Source organism: Vibrio crassostreae (assembly GCF_024347415.1).
Taxonomy (GTDB): domain Bacteria; phylum Pseudomonadota; class Gammaproteobacteria; order Enterobacterales; family Vibrionaceae; genus Vibrio; species Vibrio crassostreae.
The window spans coordinates 1235549-1252648 of sequence record NZ_AP025477.1 but is presented as its reverse complement, the minus strand read 5'-3'; the positions used below and the strand labels follow the sequence as shown (position 1 = coordinate 1252648).

General features: G+C 45.6%; 13 protein-coding genes. 9 read left to right on the top strand and 4 right to left on the bottom strand.

From position 1 onward, the window contains the following. Positions 1 to 41 precede the first annotated feature (41 nt). Positions 42 to 2225 (top strand): malate synthase G, encoded by a 2184-nt coding sequence (locus OC193_RS21395; RefSeq protein ID WP_048661072.1) that lies wholly within the window; start codon positions 42 to 44, stop codon positions 2223 to 2225. 211 nt (positions 2226 to 2436) lie between these two features. Here OC193_RS21395 and OC193_RS21390 read toward each other — a convergent pair whose 3' ends face one another. Continuing rightward, positions 2437 to 3864 (bottom strand): NAD-dependent succinate-semialdehyde dehydrogenase, encoded by a 1428-nt coding sequence (locus OC193_RS21390; RefSeq protein ID WP_048661073.1) that lies wholly within the window; start codon positions 3862 to 3864, stop codon positions 2437 to 2439. 245 nt (positions 3865 to 4109) lie between these two features. Next, positions 4110 to 4898 carry an IclR family transcriptional regulator gene (locus tag OC193_RS21385; protein ID WP_048661074.1) on the bottom strand — a complete coding sequence of 263 codons (789 nt, stop codon included), beginning with the start codon at positions 4896 to 4898 and terminating at the stop codon, positions 4110 to 4112. A 155-nt stretch (positions 4899 to 5053) separates the two neighbouring features. On the opposite strand from OC193_RS21385, the gene pta reads away from it, so the two are divergent. Together pta and OC193_RS21375 are read left to right on the top strand one after the other, a co-directional pair. Further along, complete coding sequence (pta, locus tag OC193_RS21380; protein WP_048662400.1) at positions 5054 to 6163, top strand: phosphate acetyltransferase; 1110 nt, start codon at positions 5054 to 5056, stop codon at positions 6161 to 6163. A gap of 57 nt (positions 6164 to 6220) precedes the next feature. Further along, positions 6221 to 6988 carry a sulfite exporter TauE/SafE family protein gene (locus OC193_RS21375; RefSeq protein ID WP_048662398.1) on the top strand — a complete coding sequence of 256 codons (768 nt, stop codon included), beginning with the start codon at positions 6221 to 6223 and terminating at the stop codon, positions 6986 to 6988. Between the two features lie 51 nt (positions 6989 to 7039). Here the strand turns inward: OC193_RS21375 and OC193_RS21370 are convergent, their stop codons facing one another. Both OC193_RS21370 and OC193_RS21365 read right to left on the bottom strand, forming a co-directional pair. Next, on the bottom strand, positions 7040 to 8761 hold the full coding sequence (locus tag OC193_RS21370) for a cobaltochelatase CobT-related protein (protein ID WP_048662396.1): 1722 nt from the start codon (positions 8759 to 8761) through the stop codon (positions 7040 to 7042). A 3-nt stretch (positions 8762 to 8764) separates the two neighbouring features. Then, positions 8765 to 9745, bottom strand: coding sequence for an AAA family ATPase (locus OC193_RS21365; protein ID WP_048662395.1), 981 nt, complete (start codon positions 9743 to 9745; stop codon positions 8765 to 8767). A gap of 264 nt (positions 9746 to 10009) precedes the next feature. Here OC193_RS21365 and xsc point away from each other — a divergent pair, with 264 nt between their 5' ends. The 6 genes from xsc to OC193_RS21335 all read left to right on the top strand — a co-directional run bounded on the left by xsc (position 10010) and on the right by OC193_RS21335 (position 17097). Beyond that, a complete protein-coding gene (gene xsc, locus OC193_RS21360) occupies positions 10010 to 11821 on the top strand; it encodes a sulfoacetaldehyde acetyltransferase (protein ID WP_048662394.1) in 1812 nt (603 codons plus the stop codon). Positions 11822 to 12250: 429 nt separating this feature from the next. Further along, positions 12251 to 13057: an FRG domain-containing protein gene (locus tag OC193_RS21355; RefSeq protein ID WP_048662393.1), complete on the top strand. Its 807-nt coding sequence runs from the start codon at positions 12251 to 12253 to the stop codon at positions 13055 to 13057. Positions 13058 to 13319: 262 nt separating this feature from the next. Continuing rightward, positions 13320 to 13757, top strand: a complete 438-nt coding sequence (locus tag OC193_RS21350; protein ID WP_048661081.1) for a nuclear transport factor 2 family protein — start codon at positions 13320 to 13322, stop codon at positions 13755 to 13757. 48 nt (positions 13758 to 13805) lie between these two features. Beyond that, the gene (locus OC193_RS21345) at positions 13806 to 15272 is read left to right on the top strand and encodes an NAD(P)/FAD-dependent oxidoreductase (RefSeq protein WP_048662391.1); all 1467 of its coding nucleotides are present in this window, start codon (positions 13806 to 13808) and stop codon (positions 15270 to 15272) included. Positions 15273 to 15389: 117 nt separating this feature from the next. Beyond that, on the top strand, positions 15390 to 16391 hold the full coding sequence (locus OC193_RS21340) for a TRAP transporter substrate-binding protein (protein WP_048609745.1): 1002 nt from the start codon (positions 15390 to 15392) through the stop codon (positions 16389 to 16391). A gap of 163 nt (positions 16392 to 16554) precedes the next feature. Beyond that, the gene (locus OC193_RS21335; RefSeq protein WP_048662389.1) at positions 16555 to 17097 is read left to right on the top strand and encodes a TRAP transporter small permease; all 543 of its coding nucleotides are present in this window, start codon (positions 16555 to 16557) and stop codon (positions 17095 to 17097) included. The last annotated feature ends 3 nt before the right edge of the window (positions 17098 to 17100 follow it).

Sequence of the window (17100 nt, the reverse complement as noted above, 5' to 3'; positions counted from 1 at the left end):
AAATTTATTTAGTAGTCAGCGGTTAATTTGAGAGAGATTTTATGAGCAGTCGTATTCAACAGGGAAGCTTGAGCATTGATAGCACCCTCTACCAATTGATTAATGAACAGGTCATTCCTGGAACAGGCATAGTCGCAGAGGACTTTTGGCAATCTTTCGCAGCCATCCTTAAAGATCTGGCACCAAAGAACCGTGCCTTACTTATCAAGCGTGAAGATCTTCAACATCAAATTGACGTTTGGCACCAAGAGCGTGCGGGACAAACGCTAGATGCTGCCGAGTACAAACAGTTCTTACAGCAGATTGGCTACCTAGTTGCTGAGGGCGATGACTTTCAAGTTACGACCGCCAGCGTTGAGCCTGAAATTGCAACACAAGCGGGTCCGCAGCTTGTTGTACCTATTATGAATGCACGTTTTGCGCTTAACGCGGCCAACGCGCGTTGGGGTAGTTTATACGATGCGCTCTATGGAACCGATGTCATCAGTGAAAGTGACGGCGCGGAAAAGGGCGGAAGCTTTAACCCTGTACGCGGTGCTAAAGTGGTGAGCTACGCTCGAGGTTTCCTTGATGACGCTGCACCACTAAACGGTGTCTCTCATAAAGACGTGACCAAATACAGCATCAGTAACGCGAGCGTCGGCAATAAGCTGATAGCGACACTCGATAACGGTGAAGAAGTCACTCTCATAGATAGCAACCAGTTCATTGGCTATCAAGGTGACGCAAGTTCACCTTCGTGCATTCTTCTTAAACACAATAACCTTCATATCGAAATTCAAATCGACCCGAGTGCGCCGATTGGCAGCGTCGATGTGGCGGGTATTAAAGATGTACTGGTGGAATCGGCACTGACCACGATTATGGATTGCGAAGATTCGGTTGCTGCGGTTGACGGTGAAGACAAAGCATTGGCTTACCGAAACTGGTTAGGTTTAATGAAGGGTGACCTTCAAGAGTCGCTAGAGAAAAACGGTAAAACCATTGTTCGTAATCTTAACCCCGATCGTCAATACACCAGTGTGACGGGTGGTGAAATCTCACTTAAAGGTCGCAGCATGTTGTTCATACGCAATGTGGGCCACCTAATGACTAACCCTGCTATTATTGATGCTGAAGGTAATGAAGTGCCTGAAGGTATCATGGATGGCATGGTTACCTCGCTCATCGCGATGCACGATTTAAAGGGTAATAGCCCTTACCAAAACTCGACCGCGAACAGCATCAATATTGTAAAGCCTAAAATGCATGGCCCTGAAGAAGTGGCTTTCACCAATGAGTTGTTTGGTCGCATTGAGGATGCACTAGGTTTAGAACGCTTCACCATTAAAGTCGGCATTATGGACGAAGAGCGTCGTACCTCTGTGAACTTGAAAGAGTGTATTCGCGCAGCCAAAGACCGTGTCGTGTTTATCAACACAGGTTTCCTAGATCGAACGGGTGATGAGATCCACACTAGTATGGAAGCGGGTCCGTTTGCTCCTAAAACACAGCTTAAAACCATGACTTGGATTGGCGCGTACGAAGATCAAAACGTTGATCTTGGCTTAGCTTGTGGCCTGCAAGGTAAAGCCCAGATTGGTAAAGGTATGTGGCCAGAACCAGATAACATGGCGAAGATGATGGACGCGAAAATTGGACACCCACAAGCCGGTGCCAATACCGCTTGGGTTCCTTCTCCAACTGCGGCGACTCTGCATGCCTTGCACTATCACAAGGTGAGTGTTCCTAGCCGTCAGAAAGAGCTTCGTGAGCGTGTGAGAGCAAATGTTGACGATATTCTTACTATCCCATTGTTAGGCAATCAAAAGCTGACTGCTCAAGATATCCAAAACGAACTGGACAACAATACGCAAGGTATTCTTGGTTACGTAGTTCGTTGGATTGACCAAGGCGTAGGTTGTTCGAAAGTGCCTGATATTAACGATGTGGGATTAATGGAAGACCGTGCAACGCTGCGAATTTCAAGCCAACACATCGCTAACTGGTTACGTCACGGCATTTGCGAGGAAGCCCAAGTAATGAAAACCATGAAGCGCATGGCAGCAGTGGTTGATGAACAAAATGCAGGGGATCCAAGCTACCAAAATATGGCGCCTGATTTTGAAAACAGCATTGCGTTTTCAGCAGCGTGCCAGTTGGTATTTGAAGGCTGTGCTCAGCCGAGTGGTTATACCGAGCCAGTGCTGCACGCGATGCGTCTAAAGCTGAAAGCGCAGGAATAGCGAAGCAACCGAATAACAAAAACAGAGAATGTAAAATACTAAAAAAAGAAACCCCCTTTAACCGAGCCCAAGGTGCCGCGCTTTTATAGCGCGGTTTTTTTTTGATTCATTTTTGTGGTGGGAAGGGGGGAGAGTGGGCCAGGTTAGTGCTCACTAAGATTTAAGTGCTTCTGAATCTTGGTTAACGCCGAAACCTAATTGCTACTAAATCCTAGTTACTACCAAAACATAAGTATTTAATGTCCATGTACTCATCGATGCCTTCTTTAGCACCTTCACGGCCAATACCTGATTGTTTTACGCCACCAAAAGGCGCTACCTCGGTTGAGATTAGGCCATCATTAATACCGACCATACCGTACTCAAGCGCTTCTGCAATGTTCCACACTCGGTGGATATTCTGGCTGTAGAAGTAAGACGCCAAACCATAAATAGTATCGTTCGCCATCTCGATGAGTTCCTCATCAGTGTCGAATTTCATCACAGGTGCGACTGGGCCAAAGATCTCTTGTTGAACAATGTCCATACTGTGTTTCACATCTTTAAGAATGACAGGCTGAAGGAAAAGCCCATCAAGATCCTTAATTGGAGTAACAGGCTCAGCTCCTTGTTCAATCGCTCGGTCTATTAATGCTTGGATATTGTTCTTGGCATTCCGGCTGACAACAGGGCCTATGGTTACACCTTCATCTAAGCCGTTACCAATCTTAAGTTGTTGAACGGCTTGATCAAATTTAGCAACGAACTCATCGTACACTTTACTGTGAACATAGAATCGGTTTGCACAAACGCAAGTTTGGCCAGCATTGCGGAATTTCGAGACCATTGCGCCTTGAACTGCAGCGTCGATGTCTGCATCGTCAAACACAATAAAAGGTGCATTGCCGCCGAGTTCCATAGAGGTACGCTTGATGCCTTTTGCAGCTTGAGCCATCAAAATACTGCCCACACGAGTAGAGCCTGTAAAAGAGATCTTTTTGATCAGTGGGTGTGATGTGAATAGCTCACCAATCTGTTCTGGGCTATCACCTAATACGACTTGGAGTAGATCCTTAGGAATACCCGCTTGGTAAGCCAGTTCGACCACAGCAAATGCGGAAAGCGGTGTCTCATCTGAAGGTTTCACGACAAAGCTACAACCGGCAGCTAATGCAGGCGCTGCTTTACGAGTGATCATTGCAACAGGGAAGTTCCATGGCGTAATGGCACACGCGACTCCGATAGGTTGCTTGATAGTCACCAAGCGTTTGCCTGCGACTGTGCTAGGAATGGAATCACCATAAGTGCGCTTGGCTTCTTCTGCGAACCACTCAATGAAGCTCGCACCATATACCACTTCACCTGCCGCTTCTGCTAACGGTTTACCCTGTTCAATCGTCATGATTCGAGCAAGGTCTTCTTTATTCTCAATGATTAGCTGGTGCCAACGGTGCAGTGATGCAGCTCGAGATTTAGCTGGAACCTTTGCCCACTCTTTCTGCGCTACATGAGCTCGTTCAATCGCGCTTGCTAACTCTGTTTCTGATGATACCGGTGCGTGTCCGATGAGTTCACCCGTTGCTGGATTTGTGACTGCAACTGCGTTGTTCGCTTCTGTCACCATAAAAGAGAGTAAGTGCTGGTTCTTAATGTTTAGCATCGTGATTCCTTTGTTGTGATTACTTTAGACGTGTTGCTGATATGCGGGTTGGTGAGTGTTCAGATCATTTCGACCAAATGTTCATTAGTCGCAGATTGTGGTCGTTAATTCGATAGTTTTGAAGTCCTTGTTTGTGAAAGCATTGTTTACCAAAGCAAGGTATACAAAATCATTGTTTATTAAATTCGAGTTTTCGAAATCCATGATCAGCTAAGTCATGGACTTCGAAATTTTTTAAGAAAAGTCTATTGCTGACTCCAATTATCAGCTTCGATTTTCGCTAGCGCTTTTGCTGCTTTTTGAAGTGCGGGTAAGAACTTTATTGCTTCATCCGGCTTTACTCGAATCACAGGTGCTTGGATTGCTAAGCCGAGATTAGATTGGCCGGTTGGCGATGGAATGAGTACCGCAATACACACCAAACCCGGCAGAAACTCTTCATCATCAATCGCAAAGCCTTGGATCTTCGCTTCTTCGATGTCTTGCTCTAACACTGAGTAGTCGGTGATGGTTTTGACTGTGTACTGAGTCAGTGGCACGTTTTCAATCAGTCTTCTGCGCTGTGATTTCGACATGTGAGCCAAAAACAGTTTGCCAGTCGCAGAGCAGTGCACAGGAACGCGAGATCCGGGTTGCAGGTGGAAGCGAAGTGGTGCTTCGGTTTCTGCACGATCAAGATAGATGATTTCACCACTTGAAAGAGCCGTCAGGTTGCAACTCTCACCGACTTCTGCTCTTAGATTTTCAAGAATCGTGCGTCGGGCGCTGTGCATGGTGCTATTTAAAAGCAGGTTTTCAGCAAGCTTTCTGAGTCGAATGCCAGAGCTGTAATGCTTTTCGTCACCGTCTCTTTGAATGATGCCTGCGGATTCTAATTGTTGCAGCATACGGTGCAAAGTGGGTTTCGGCAGTCCGGTTTCTTCGACGAGCCCTTGAAGGGAAATAAACTCGTCTTTTTGCGCTATCACCTCTAATAGTGCAAAAAGTCGGAGAGTGGGCGTATCTCCTTGAACTTGTGGTGTTTCTGTTTGCATACAGTGATTCATCCTTGCGATATGTCTATGTGTAAGAGTGTACATACCAAATTAATATTCTTCAATTATCTGAATAAAATTTGACCTTTTTTATTATTTCAATTATATAAATATAAATTATGGAACAATAAATCTCAATAAATGGAATTTTAAAGATGAAAGCAATTGAACGGATTATTGATAAGGCGCACTTAGATCGTAAGCGTGTGGTTTTGAGTGAAGCTGAAGATCCTCGTGTACTCAAGGCTGCACGATTAGCGATAGATAAACAGCTCGCTTATATCACGCTGGTGGGCGATGAAAAGGCGATTATCGAAGCCGCTCAGTTGCATCATATTAACCTCGCGGGCATTCATATTGTTTCACCACAAACATCAGCACTGAAAGCTGTGTTGGCTGAACGACTGTATGAGTTAAGAAAAGCCAAAGGCATGACTTATGAAGATGCATTGGGGAAGGTTAAAGACCCACTGATGTTTGCCAACTTGATGGTAAGGGAAGGGCTGGTTGACGGCACGGTCAATGGCGCCGTTTATACCACGTCTGATGTGGTGCGAGCTGCGCTGCAGATCATTGGGCCAGCACCAGACAGTGAATTGGTATCGAGCTTCTTTTTAATGATGTTGTGCGAGCCTTTCCATAACCTTAAAGGTGGCATGATTTTCAGTGATTGTGGCTTGGTGATTAACCCCAATGAAACTGAACTTGCATCAATTGCAGTGGCGGCATCAAACAGTGCACAAACGCTGTTGATGGAAGAGCCGAAAGTGGCAATGCTCTCGTTTTCTACCAATGGCAGTGCTAAGCATGAATCGGTCGATAAGGTGCGTAATGCCGCCCAGTTAGTGAAGCAGCGTTGCCCGGGGATTGCGGTTGATCAGGATGTTCAACTCGATGCGGCGATTGTGACTGAAATTGCGGCGAAAAAACTGCCCGATTCCGAGGTGAAGGGCGAATCTAACGTGCTGATATTTCCCAACTTAGAAGCTGGCAATATCGGTTACAAGCTTGCTGAAAGGCTAGGTGGTGCGGTCGCGATTGGTCCGTTGTTGCAAGGGCTGAATCAACCTGCCAATGATTTATCCAGAGGGTGCAGTGCTGAAGATATCTTAAATGTAATCGCGGTGACTGCCGTGCAAGCACAGCAAAGTAAAACGGCAAATCCAACGACGGATATTGACGCTGATGCTCAAGAAGATCCAAACGCTTCAGAAGATCAAGAAGCTAAAGAAAGAGAAGAATCAGAATTTGAGTTTAGATACTGAGGCTTACACTTAAAGCTCGCACTCATACTAAGTAAAAACACCTAATTAGGATCGCCAATGGAGTTACCTGTTTTACTCGCCATTCTTGCCACCATTGCGGTAGGTACCTATTTCCAAACCGTCACGGGGTTTGGGCTTGGCATTATCGTGATTGGTCTTACGGTCAGCCTTAATCTGGTTTCGTTGCCTGTGATTGCCGCCGTGGTCAGTATCGTGACCTTGTTTAATTGTTTGGTCGCGTTGATGGGTAAGCCGCTGCTTGGGGAACTCAAGATTCTGGTGGTGTTAGTGATCGGTATTATCCCCGGCGTGTCGTTGGGCGTGTTTTTACTGGACGAGTTGAGCGAGTCGGCGACGCATATCCTGCGAGGGCTATTGGGGGCAATGGTGTTATTCGCTGGTCTGAGCTTTATGTTCAAACCTAAAACCCGAAAAGATCGCTCGGCAACCGTATCGTTCTTATTGTCTGGCTTTAGTTCTGGGCTAGCGGGAGGGCTGTTTGGGATGGCAGGTCCACCGATTGTTTATCATCTCTATCGACAGCCTTTTACGCTCGATCTGGTACGAAGTACATTGCTGATGGTGTTCGCTTGTACGTCGATGTCCCGTACCGTCAATGTCTACGCGGCAGGCGACATGGAAGCGAGCATATTGTGGTTGTCTGCTATTGCTGTTCCCTTGGTGGCGCTTGTAACTATGTTTGCTCGGCGCTTCCCACCGCCGTTGTCGAATGACCAACTGAGGAAGTTGGTATTTATGGTGTTGATGTTGATTGGTGGGTATTTGATGGCCGTATCGGCATGGTCGTTGTTTGGCTTTTCGTAAAACCACTTTCGACAAAGGAGGCTAGCGGTTCGCTAGCCTAATCTTCCCTGTTTAAGAACGCTTTAGCATCTCAAAGATGCTCCTAGATAACCCAAACAAGCAGCTCTCTTGTATATCTAAAGTAATGTTACTGCGGTAGTACGGGCTCAAATCTACTCCCATTCCCACGCCATGAATCTCAATACCGTTTTTGGCCGACTCGCGCTCAATCACTTGTTTGAGATGGTTGTCCAAATAGAACTGATCGTTGGCAGTGCTGGTGGCGGTATCCATCGGGCAGCCGTCTGAGAATACAATCAACACCTTTCGCTGTGCGCTATGCTGTTGCAAGCGTTGGCTAGCGAACTGAACCGCTTCGCCATCAATCCCTTCTTTAAATATGTCGGCTTTGCGAAGGCTAGCAATGCCAAGGCGAGAGCGTCTCCAATGCGCATCAAAATCCTTAAACACGATATGTCGAACTTCGTTTAAACGACCTGGGTGTTTCGGTTGACCTTGCTTGAGCCACTGTCGATAAACCTTGCCACCATTCCAGTTATTAGTGGTGAAGCCGATAATTTCAAAAGGGATATTGGCTAGTCCAACCGATTTGAGCATCGTATCCATCAGTAGGCTGAGTTTGTGACTGTGTTTTTGCATTGACCCTGAACAGTCCATCAAAAACGTGATGGCACATTGATGGGATGCGCCAATCTCTGGCTGATAAAAGACAGTACGATCCAACGGCGAAGTGATGAGCTTGGTGATCGTAGTGGCGTTAACAATGCCTTCTTCTAAATGATCCTGACGTCGATTCTTTTGTGGCGTCGCAACAAAGTTGGTGAGCATAGCGGCTAAGCGGCGGGTGTTCACTTGTCTCGCCATAATGTCATCGGTGAGCTTTTGCCTCAGCTCGAGTAATAGGGCACGCCTGACGAGCTTATCTGCGGCGACCACTTGGTCAAATTCTGAATTAAAGACCTGATAATTGGCGCCCGACAATTCGAACACCTTGCTGTTGCCTGTGATGTCGGTATCGACCTCCTCATCTTGAATGTCGCCATCAACGATAAGGGCCAGCTGCGCGAGGATTTTGATGTCTTCTTCCACTGTTGGTGTCAGTGAGTTATTACTCTCTTGTTCTTGGTTGATGAGCTCTTGTGCTAAAGAGGCCAGTTCATTGGCGTAGTGAGCAAACTGTTGTTGGTTGGTTCTATGTTCCTTCAAGCGCTTTAGGCTGCTTCCGAAAATAGGCACGATGCCCGCACGAGTCGATTCAATGGTTTCGGCAATTAGTTCCGAAACTGGGACACTGGTTAAGCGGGTGTGGATGATTTGCATCAGCGTGAACAGCAACATCCCAATTCGAGATTCAGTAAAGCCATTTTGATGGTATTGATCGCTCCAATACGCAAAGTTGAACTGAATGCTCTTAGTCACACCTTTTAGGTAAGACGGGACTTGTGACTCGATTCGTACTTGTTCGCAGAAATCATATAACAGACGTTCGACTTCGTTTTTTGGTCGTAATGAATAGTGAAGATCAGTATCTGACAACAATAGTCTCAGTGCCGATGAATCGATCTTACCTTGCATTGAGAGCTTGCTGTTTGTCAGCTCATGGCGAGACACAAAGGTGAGATCGTTGGTGTGTGCCGACTGATAATAGCAGGGGCTATTGCCGTTATAGAGACGCTCTCCCCGATAATTCAGGTTCAATTCACCACTGATCGCTCTAGCGACAGACACACCAAGGTCGAGGATCTTTTTCTGCTGAGAAGAAACATTGGCCATGGTTTACGACTCCGACTGCGCATAACTCTGAGTAGGCGTTTCTAGGGCCTCACCAAAGCAGCGGAAGTAATATTCGCTTACCAACTCTTTCTCTTCGTCTTCACAACGGTTTAGGAATGAAAGCCTAAATGCCGTGGCTACGTTATCGAATATTCGGATATTTTCGGCCCATGTGATCACGGTTCTCGGAGACATTACCGTCGACAGATCGCCCGCTCTAAAACCATTTCGCGTTAAACCCGCGGTTGCGATCATTTTCTCAACTAACTGCTGACCACTTTCATTGTTCAGCTCTGGGCGCTTGGATAACACGATCTTGGTTTCGTGTTGCGGATCTAAATAGTTAAGCGTGGCGATGATGTTCCATCGGTCAAGTTGGCTATGGTTAAGCACCTGAGTACCGGAATACAACCCCGAGAAATTACCTAACCCCAGCGTGTTACAGGTTGCAAATAGGCGAAAAGAAGGGTGAGGCGTGATCACTCGGTTTTGCTCTAAAGAGGTGTATTTGCCGTCTTGTTCTAAGAGTTGTTGAATCACAAACATTACATCAGGTCGTCCTGCATCGTATTCGTCTAATACCAGAGCGATGGGTTGCTGGATACTTTGCGGAAGAATACCTTCTTTAAACTCTGTCACCTGCATTCCATCTTTAATGACGATGCTGTCCTTTCCTATGAAATCCAATCGGCTTAAGTGCCCATCTAGGTTGATCCTCAAACACGGCCAATTCAATCTCGCGGCAATTTGCTCAATGTGGGAAGACTTGCCCGTTCCGTGTGTACCTTGTATCAACGTGCGGCGATTAGAGGTAAACCCCGCCAATATCGCTAGCGTTACTTCCGGATCAAAACAATAGTTAGGATCGACCTTGGGTACATACTCGCCAGCATGTTCAAACGCCAATACGGTTAGGTTGCTGTCGATGCCAAAACACTCTCTCACACTTACTGGTTGCGTTGGTATCAATTCCGCATCATTCATTTTTCTTCCCTCTTAATAGCTTCCATGACTGCCGCGATGGGTGATATGCCATCGATTATTAACAGCTCACTCTAAGTTAACGGCACTTTTTGTACGAAAAACTATCAATAATGTGATCCAGTTTTATTAATTAGAATGAATTGTTCCAATTTAATATAAAAAGTTGACGCGCAAAAAATCTACTACTAAGGTGAAAATGAATTCGAAAAAGAGACAATTCATTCCGAAAAATGAAATTTTGGTTAACTCAAGGAGAATGGAAGAATGAGTGAGCAAGAAAAACGTACGGTTGTTTCCGGCACAGTAACAATGACACCATCAGAAGCGTTCGTTGAAACTATGGTTGCTAATGATGTTACCGACATGTTCGGCATCATGGGGTCAGCATTTATGGACGCAATGGATATCTTTGCTCCTGCTGGCATTCGATTGGTCCCAGTGGTTCACGAGCAAGGTGCTGCTCACATGGCAGATGGTTACTCTCGTGTATCTGGTCGCCATGGTGTGGTTATCGGGCAGAATGGCCCAGGTATTAGTAACTGTGTAACTGCGATTGCAGCGGCATTCTGGGCACACAGCCCGGTCGTGATTGTGACGCCAGAGACTGGCACAAAAACAATGGGCTTAGGTGGTTTCCAAGAGTGTAACCAACTTCCAATGTTCCAAGAGTTTACTAAGTATCAAGGACACGTAACGCACCCAGACCGTATGGCGGAATACACAGGTCGATGTTTTGACCGCGCAATGAGCGAAATGGGTCCGACTCAGCTGAATATTCCACGTGACTATTTCTATGGTGAAACTCAAACCGAGATCCCTAAACCAGCGCGCTTGGACCGTGGCCCGGGCGGCGAGAAGTCTCTGAATGAAGCGGCAGACCTGATTGCTGAAGCGAAATTCCCAGTCATCATTTCTGGTGGCGGCGTGGTAATGGCTGACGCAGTTCAAGAGTGTGCGGCACTAGCAGAACGACTAGGCGCACCCGTAGTAAACAGCTACCTACACAATGACTCTTTCCCTGCTAGTCACCCATTATGGTGTGGTCCTTTAGGCTACCAAGGTTCGAAAGCAGCAATGAAGTTGATGGCTCAAGCGGATGTGGTTATCGCTTTGGGTACACGTCTTGGCCCATTCGGTACCTTGCCTCAACATGGAATGGATTACTGGCCAAAAGACGCGAAAATCATTCAGATCGATGCAGACAACAAGATGCTTGGCCTCGTTAAGAAGATCTCTGTTGGTATTTGTGGTGATGCGAAGGCAGCGGCTGTGGCATTAGCTGAAAGACTGGAAGGTCGTGCACTGTTGTGTGATGACAACAAAGGCGCTCGCAAAGACACAGTAGCAACAGAAAAGGCCTTGTGGGAAAAAGAGCTTGATGAGTGGACGCACGAACGTGATTCGTTCAGTTTGGATATGATTGAAGAAAACTCGCATGAGACTCCGTTCTCTGGTGGTGAATACCTGCACCCACGCCAAGTACTGCGTGAGCTAGAAAAAGCGATGCCAGAAGATGTAATGGTCTCAACGGATATCGGTAACATCAACTCAGTGGCAAACAGCTACTTACGTTTTGAAAAACCACGCAGCTTCTTTGCGGCAATGAGTTTCGGTAACTGTGGTTACGCGTTCCCAACCATTATTGGTGCGAAAGCAGCAGCACCTCATCGTCCAGCTATCTCTTATGCAGGTGACGGCGCATGGGGCATGAGCTTGATGGAGACCATGACATGTGTTCGTCATAACATTCCAGTGACAGCCGTGGTATTCCACAACCGTCAATGGGGTGCAGAGAAGAAGAATCAAGTCGACTTCTACAACCGACGCTTTGTTGCTGGTGAACTGGACAACCAAAGCTTTGCGGAAATCGCACGAGCAATGGGCGCTGAAGGTATCACGGTTGATAAGCTAGAAGATGTTGGTCCAACTCTACAGAAAGCCATCGACATGCAAATGAACGAAGGCAAAACAACCATCATTGAAATCATGTGTACTCAGGAATTGGGCGACCCGTTCCGCCGAGATGCACTATCAACGCCGGTTCGTTTCCTAGATAAGTACAAAGACTACGTATAAGTCATAGGAAGTTTGCCCGGCCAAAACAGTCTCATGAACGCTAGATAAAGCGTTATCGAGAATGTGGTCGGGCAAACAAATTAGGATTCAAAACTAGCGATTAATTGCAAATTGGATGATCAAACAGGATGACTCAACGACCGAGTTGTTTTCAAAGATTCTTAATAGTACTGATATCTAAATATTGGGTCATATATTTCTATTATTTCGCTCTAAATATTAGAGCCCTAAAGAAATAACCAAGGTGAATAGGTGCTCGGTTTCAGTAATAGAGACTTATCAATAATTATTATGAGTTACTTTTAAATAGTAATTACCGATAAGTCGATAGAGTTATTAGACTTTAGTCTTTGTATTTCATTACATGTCAGTTTTTAACGAATAAATTTTAATTTAGTTATTTATATTGTCGAGTGGTTGGAACCAAGTATGAACAATAAACGTTATATCAGCACGCTCGAAGAACTGTATAAAATAATTGATTCATTAATGAATGAATGCAGTGACCAACGTGGTTTGATGTATAACGTGTGTGATTATGAAAATAATAATCTAATGCCAAGTTTAGGCCGTTCCAATCGTAAGAACCTACGCCGTGTCGAACAAGAGTTGCTTTCAACTGTGAGAGTTTACGGTGGTCACTCGCTGAGCTCACACGAAATAAACGACTGGTTATTGATGTGTTTAGCCAAGAAACAGGGCTTTCCTACCCGTTTACTTGAATGGACCGATAACCTGTTAAATGCGCTGTGGTCGGTGTGTCATAGCCAAAGTAAAGACTGCATAAATATAATTAAAGCTATTGATTATCATCGGGTTAGTGTTTTTAGCTCGCCGTGTGATCTCAACAAAACTCAGATATTTAATGTGACGGATTGCGATCAGAAAGAGCCACGCAAGGACAAGTGGTATTCCATTCACCCATTTAAGGAAGGTGGCAATGATGCCATTCAGCCTTTGTACGATGAGAAAGAATATTCAAACGGTCTAGTGTCCGTTCATATTCTTCCATCAGTGAAAGTAAACCTGATAAAGGAGTTAATATCCATGAATGTTTTAAATGAACCGACAGAGTATGTCGAAGAGAAACTAACGGATTTAAAAAACGAAGCACATGCAGATAACAACCAAGTCATAAATAAAGGTGACGGCAATATTGAATTGCAAGTTAATACTCATGATCGTCAACTTGAACAGTATGGTCGAAAGTATCATCAAGACTTTGATTTCGACTAAAGGCTAATACGTTCTAATTTAATTATACCTCTTATATCGTGAGTGAAAAGTTGAGTAAATAAAATTAGAACACTAATTAATTTATAAAAAGATGAAATCTGTGAGCTTAGAGATTGTTTATAACCTAACTCGAAGTTAGAGTGATGAACCTTGTTATCAAGTTGTTAAATTCTTACAGATCTAGTTTAAACACTCTAATAAAAAAGTGGCGCAAAGCTACTGAAATTTAAACCAATAACGAAAACATAAAGGATTCTGGAATATGAATATGCAAACCAATGCAGCGACATTCGTGCTGGAAAACCAAGTCGACACCACCTTTTTACAGTCTTTTAGTGATGCGTGGAATAACCATGATATTGAAGCGCTGATGTCTTTCATGACAGAAGACTGTGTATTCCACACGGTGGCAGGAGAAGGCTTGCTTGGAAACACTATCGAAGGGTACGAAGCGGTTCGAAATAGCTTTGAATTGGTTTGGCAGAACTTTCCAGATGCGGCTTGGAGCGACCCAGTCCACTTTGTATGCGGTGACCGTGCTGTGAGTGAATCAACGTTTTCTGCGACGAACCCAGATGGCAGTGTCATCGAAGCTCGCATGGTCGACGTGTTTACTCTGAAAGATGGAAAAATCAGCGTAAAAAATGCCTTCCGTAAAACACGACCTCTTTTGACTCCTAACAACACTCCCAAGAGCTAGACACGAAACCACAATCCGTTCACGTGTTATGACTAGGAGAGTCGAATTATGAGTTTAGTAATGGAACAACCGGCAGCCGATGTGTCGCCAAAGGTGAAAAGCACCCAAGTAAAAGAAAGTACCCAAGCAAAAGATAAATACGATCCAAAATACGATCCACTTAAAGACAAGAGCCCTGGTCACGGCAAGGAATACGCCCCGACTTATTGGGTAGATACCGCAGGCGCACCACCTGAAGATGATGGCCCAATCACGTCAGACATGGATGTCGATGTGGCGATTATCGGTTCAGGCTACACAGGCCTAAGTACCGCGATACACCTTGCTGAAATGTACGGCATTAAAGCGACTGTGATTGAAGCTAACCGTATGAGTTGGGGCTGCAGTACCCGAAATGGTGGCCAAGCACAGTGTGCTTCTGGGCGTTTGAAGCGTTCTCAGTGGATTGAACGCTGGGGCCTAGAAACCGCGCTAAAAATGCACCGCGAGTGTGTGGATGGCATGGAAACGTTCAAGTCACTGATCAAAGACATCGATTGTGACCCACAACCGGGCGGCCACTTATATGTGGCTCATCGTCCAAAAGTGATGTCAACACTCGAGAAAGAAGCCAAGTTGCTGCGTGACACGTTTGATTACGATGCGCAGATATTAGATGCGGAAACCGTAAAGCGTGATTACGTTGGCGACCAAGAAGCAGCAGGCGCGATGCATGAACCCGAAGGGATTGGTATTCATGCAGGAAAACTGGCGTTTGGTTACCTAAGAAAGGCGCGAGCTCTCGGTGTGAAAGTTCACCCGTCGAGCCCAGTTATGGGTTGGGAAACTCGTGGCGGTGTGCATTACCTGAAAACGCCAGGTGGTGTTGTGAAGGCGCGTTCTGTCGGTGTTTGTACGGGTGGGTATACCAGCCAAGGTTTGCATTCCGAGCTTAAGAATCGCCTTCTGCCAGTGCTTTCTAACTCGATGGTGACACGTCCTTTAACTCAAGACGAGATCGCTGCGTGTAACTTCAAAACCAATCAGGTGATTACTGATACTCGAATTCTGCGCCACTACTACCGTTTGTTACCGGATAACCGAGTACAGATTGGTACACGCAGTGCCATCAGTGGCAAGAACGCACCCGAAAAGAAATATGAAGACATGTTGAGATCGGATTTAACCCGAAAATTCCCGTCTCTCGATCAGATCAAAATCGACTATTCATGGTGGGGCTGGGTGGATGTCAGTCACGACATGATGCCGAGAATTTATCAGCCGAATCCAAAACAATCCATCTTCTACGCGCTGGGTTATGGCGGCAATGGCGTGATGTATTCCGCTCAAGCAGGTAAACGCCTTGCTCAGTGGATAGCAGGTGAAGGTCACAAGCTCGACCTACCAATATTTGAATCAAAACTTCCGTTCCCCAACGTGAGGGAAGTGGTGGAATCAGAGATGTTTGCACCGTTTCGAAGAATGGGGCAGCGGTTCCTTTATCAGTGGTATTCGTTAAAGGATGAAAGACTGTAACTACCCGAACATTGTTTCCAAAATAGGGAAATAGAACTACGACCAGGAAAGTTGTACCAGGTCACCTTGTGAGCAAAGTACAGGCAGGAAGTCTGTACGATAGGAAAGGTTAAGACTATGAAATTGATTAAAAATAAAATTATTGCTGGTGTCACCATTGTAGCAACAGCGGTGCTATCTCATACCGCGGCAGCAGCGAATTTTAAAATGGCTATCGGCGATGCTGCTGGTGGTACGCAGTGGGAATTAGCGACCTCATTCTCTGAACTGATGGAGCAAAAAACAGACGGTAAAGTGAAAATCGATCTGTTTCCGAACGGCCAATTAGGCAATGAGCAAGACACCGTAAACGATGCTGCAATAGGTCTTCTCGACTTCTCGGTACTGGCGATCAACAACGTGACGCCTTTCTCTCCAACCGTTGGTCTATTGACCATGCCCTATGTGATTCAAAGCGCAGAAGAAGCGGTACTACTGACTCAAGGGCAAGTAGGTCAGGACTTAGTCGATAACACGATTCGTGATGCTGGTGTCCGTATTGTCGGTTGGGCTTATTCAGGCTTTAGGGTTTTGACTAACTCGAAAAAGCCCGTCGCTTCACCAGAAGATTTGAAAGGGCTCGTGATTCGTGTACCTCGTAACGAAATCATGATCGCGTCTTACCAAGCATGGGGTGTAAACCCAACGCCTATGGCATGGTCTGAGACTTTCACTGGTTTGCAACAAGGCGTGGTAGACGGACAAGATAACCCTTACATCACAGTCCACGCGATGAAGTTCAACGAAGTACAAAAGTACGTGACCAACATTCGCTACATTTTTTCTCTAGAACCTCTAATCGTGAGTGAAACGGTCTTCCAACAACAGACACCTGAAATGCAAAAAATCATTCTTGAAGCGGGTCAGGAAGCAACAGAGCACAGCTTTGCTTATCTAGAAAATACGGAAAACAAGATTCGCGAAGAGCTACAAGCGAAAGGCATGGTATTCACAGACCCAGCAGACAACGAGCAAGAGTGGATCAACAAAGTGACTAAGTCAGTTTGGCCTAAGTTCTACTCAAGCATTGGGGGCAAAGACAAGCTAGACGACGTTCTTGAGTTACTAGGTAGAAAGTAACGATTAGATTCGCCCTATCTGCTGTTCTCCGCTACTTAATCACCTAGCGGTAGAACAGTGAGATAGGGCATTTACATGGCTGTACTCGTTGATCTGTTCTGTACCTGATCTTTTAGGACCGTGAGCGACTGGTTGTCATGTGAAAATCAACATTGGAGGTTATATGTCAGTCGCTAAAACAATAAAAAAACACCTGAACAACATTGAGGAATATACCTGTTGTTTGTTGCTTGCAAGCTTTGTCCTATTGCTGTTTACACAAATTATTACTCGTCAGTTTTTTGATTACTCTATCCCTTGGGGTGATGAAGTGGCGACCTACATGTTCGTTTGGTTTGCCTATCTAGGGGCTGTTGTTGCGGCCAAGATGTCGGCGCACAACCGAGTGATCTTTCACTTTAAATTCTTTCCGCCAATCGTGCAGACCGTGAGTGAAACCATCGCTGACTTCCTATGGCTCTGTTTCAACGGCTACTTCGTTTACCTCAGCTACGACTTCGTGTTCAACAAAATGAATCTGTTTTGGAAGTCTCAAACCACAGGTATCCCGATGAAGTACTTCTACATGATTTTACCTATCGCGTTTTCACTGATGATGATTCGAATTATCTGGAACAACTATGAGCGTTTATTCAAAGGCGCAACCAACGAAGATCCAGAAGTCAAAGAGCTGCGCAAAATGACGGCACAAAAGTCCGCGCAATAGTCA

Coding starts and splice junctions, on each gene's coding strand:
- OC193_RS21370 (WP_048662396.1), bottom strand. CDS start 8,761: ATGGCCAATGTTTCTTCTCAGCAGAAAAAGATCCTCGACCTTGGTGTG.
- xsc (WP_048662394.1), top strand. CDS start 10,010: ATGAGTGAGCAAGAAAAACGTACGGTTGTTTCCGGCACAGTAACAATG.
- OC193_RS21340 (WP_048609745.1), top strand. CDS start 15,390: ATGAAATTGATTAAAAATAAAATTATTGCTGGTGTCACCATTGTAGCA.
- OC193_RS21395 (WP_048661072.1), top strand. CDS start 42: ATGAGCAGTCGTATTCAACAGGGAAGCTTGAGCATTGATAGCACCCTC.
- OC193_RS21385 (WP_048661074.1), bottom strand. CDS start 4,898: ATGCAAACAGAAACACCACAAGTTCAAGGAGATACGCCCACTCTCCGA.
- pta (WP_048662400.1), top strand. CDS start 5,054: ATGAAAGCAATTGAACGGATTATTGATAAGGCGCACTTAGATCGTAAG.
- OC193_RS21345 (WP_048662391.1), top strand. CDS start 13,806: ATGAGTTTAGTAATGGAACAACCGGCAGCCGATGTGTCGCCAAAGGTG.
- OC193_RS21350 (WP_048661081.1), top strand. CDS start 13,320: ATGAATATGCAAACCAATGCAGCGACATTCGTGCTGGAAAACCAAGTC.
- OC193_RS21355 (WP_048662393.1), top strand. CDS start 12,251: ATGAACAATAAACGTTATATCAGCACGCTCGAAGAACTGTATAAAATA.
- OC193_RS21375 (WP_048662398.1), top strand. CDS start 6,221: ATGGAGTTACCTGTTTTACTCGCCATTCTTGCCACCATTGCGGTAGGT.
- OC193_RS21335 (WP_048662389.1), top strand. CDS start 16,555: ATGTCAGTCGCTAAAACAATAAAAAAACACCTGAACAACATTGAGGAA.
- OC193_RS21390 (WP_048661073.1), bottom strand. CDS start 3,864: ATGCTAAACATTAAGAACCAGCACTTACTCTCTTTTATGGTGACAGAA.
- OC193_RS21365 (WP_048662395.1), bottom strand. CDS start 9,745: ATGAATGATGCGGAATTGATACCAACGCAACCAGTAAGTGTGAGAGAG.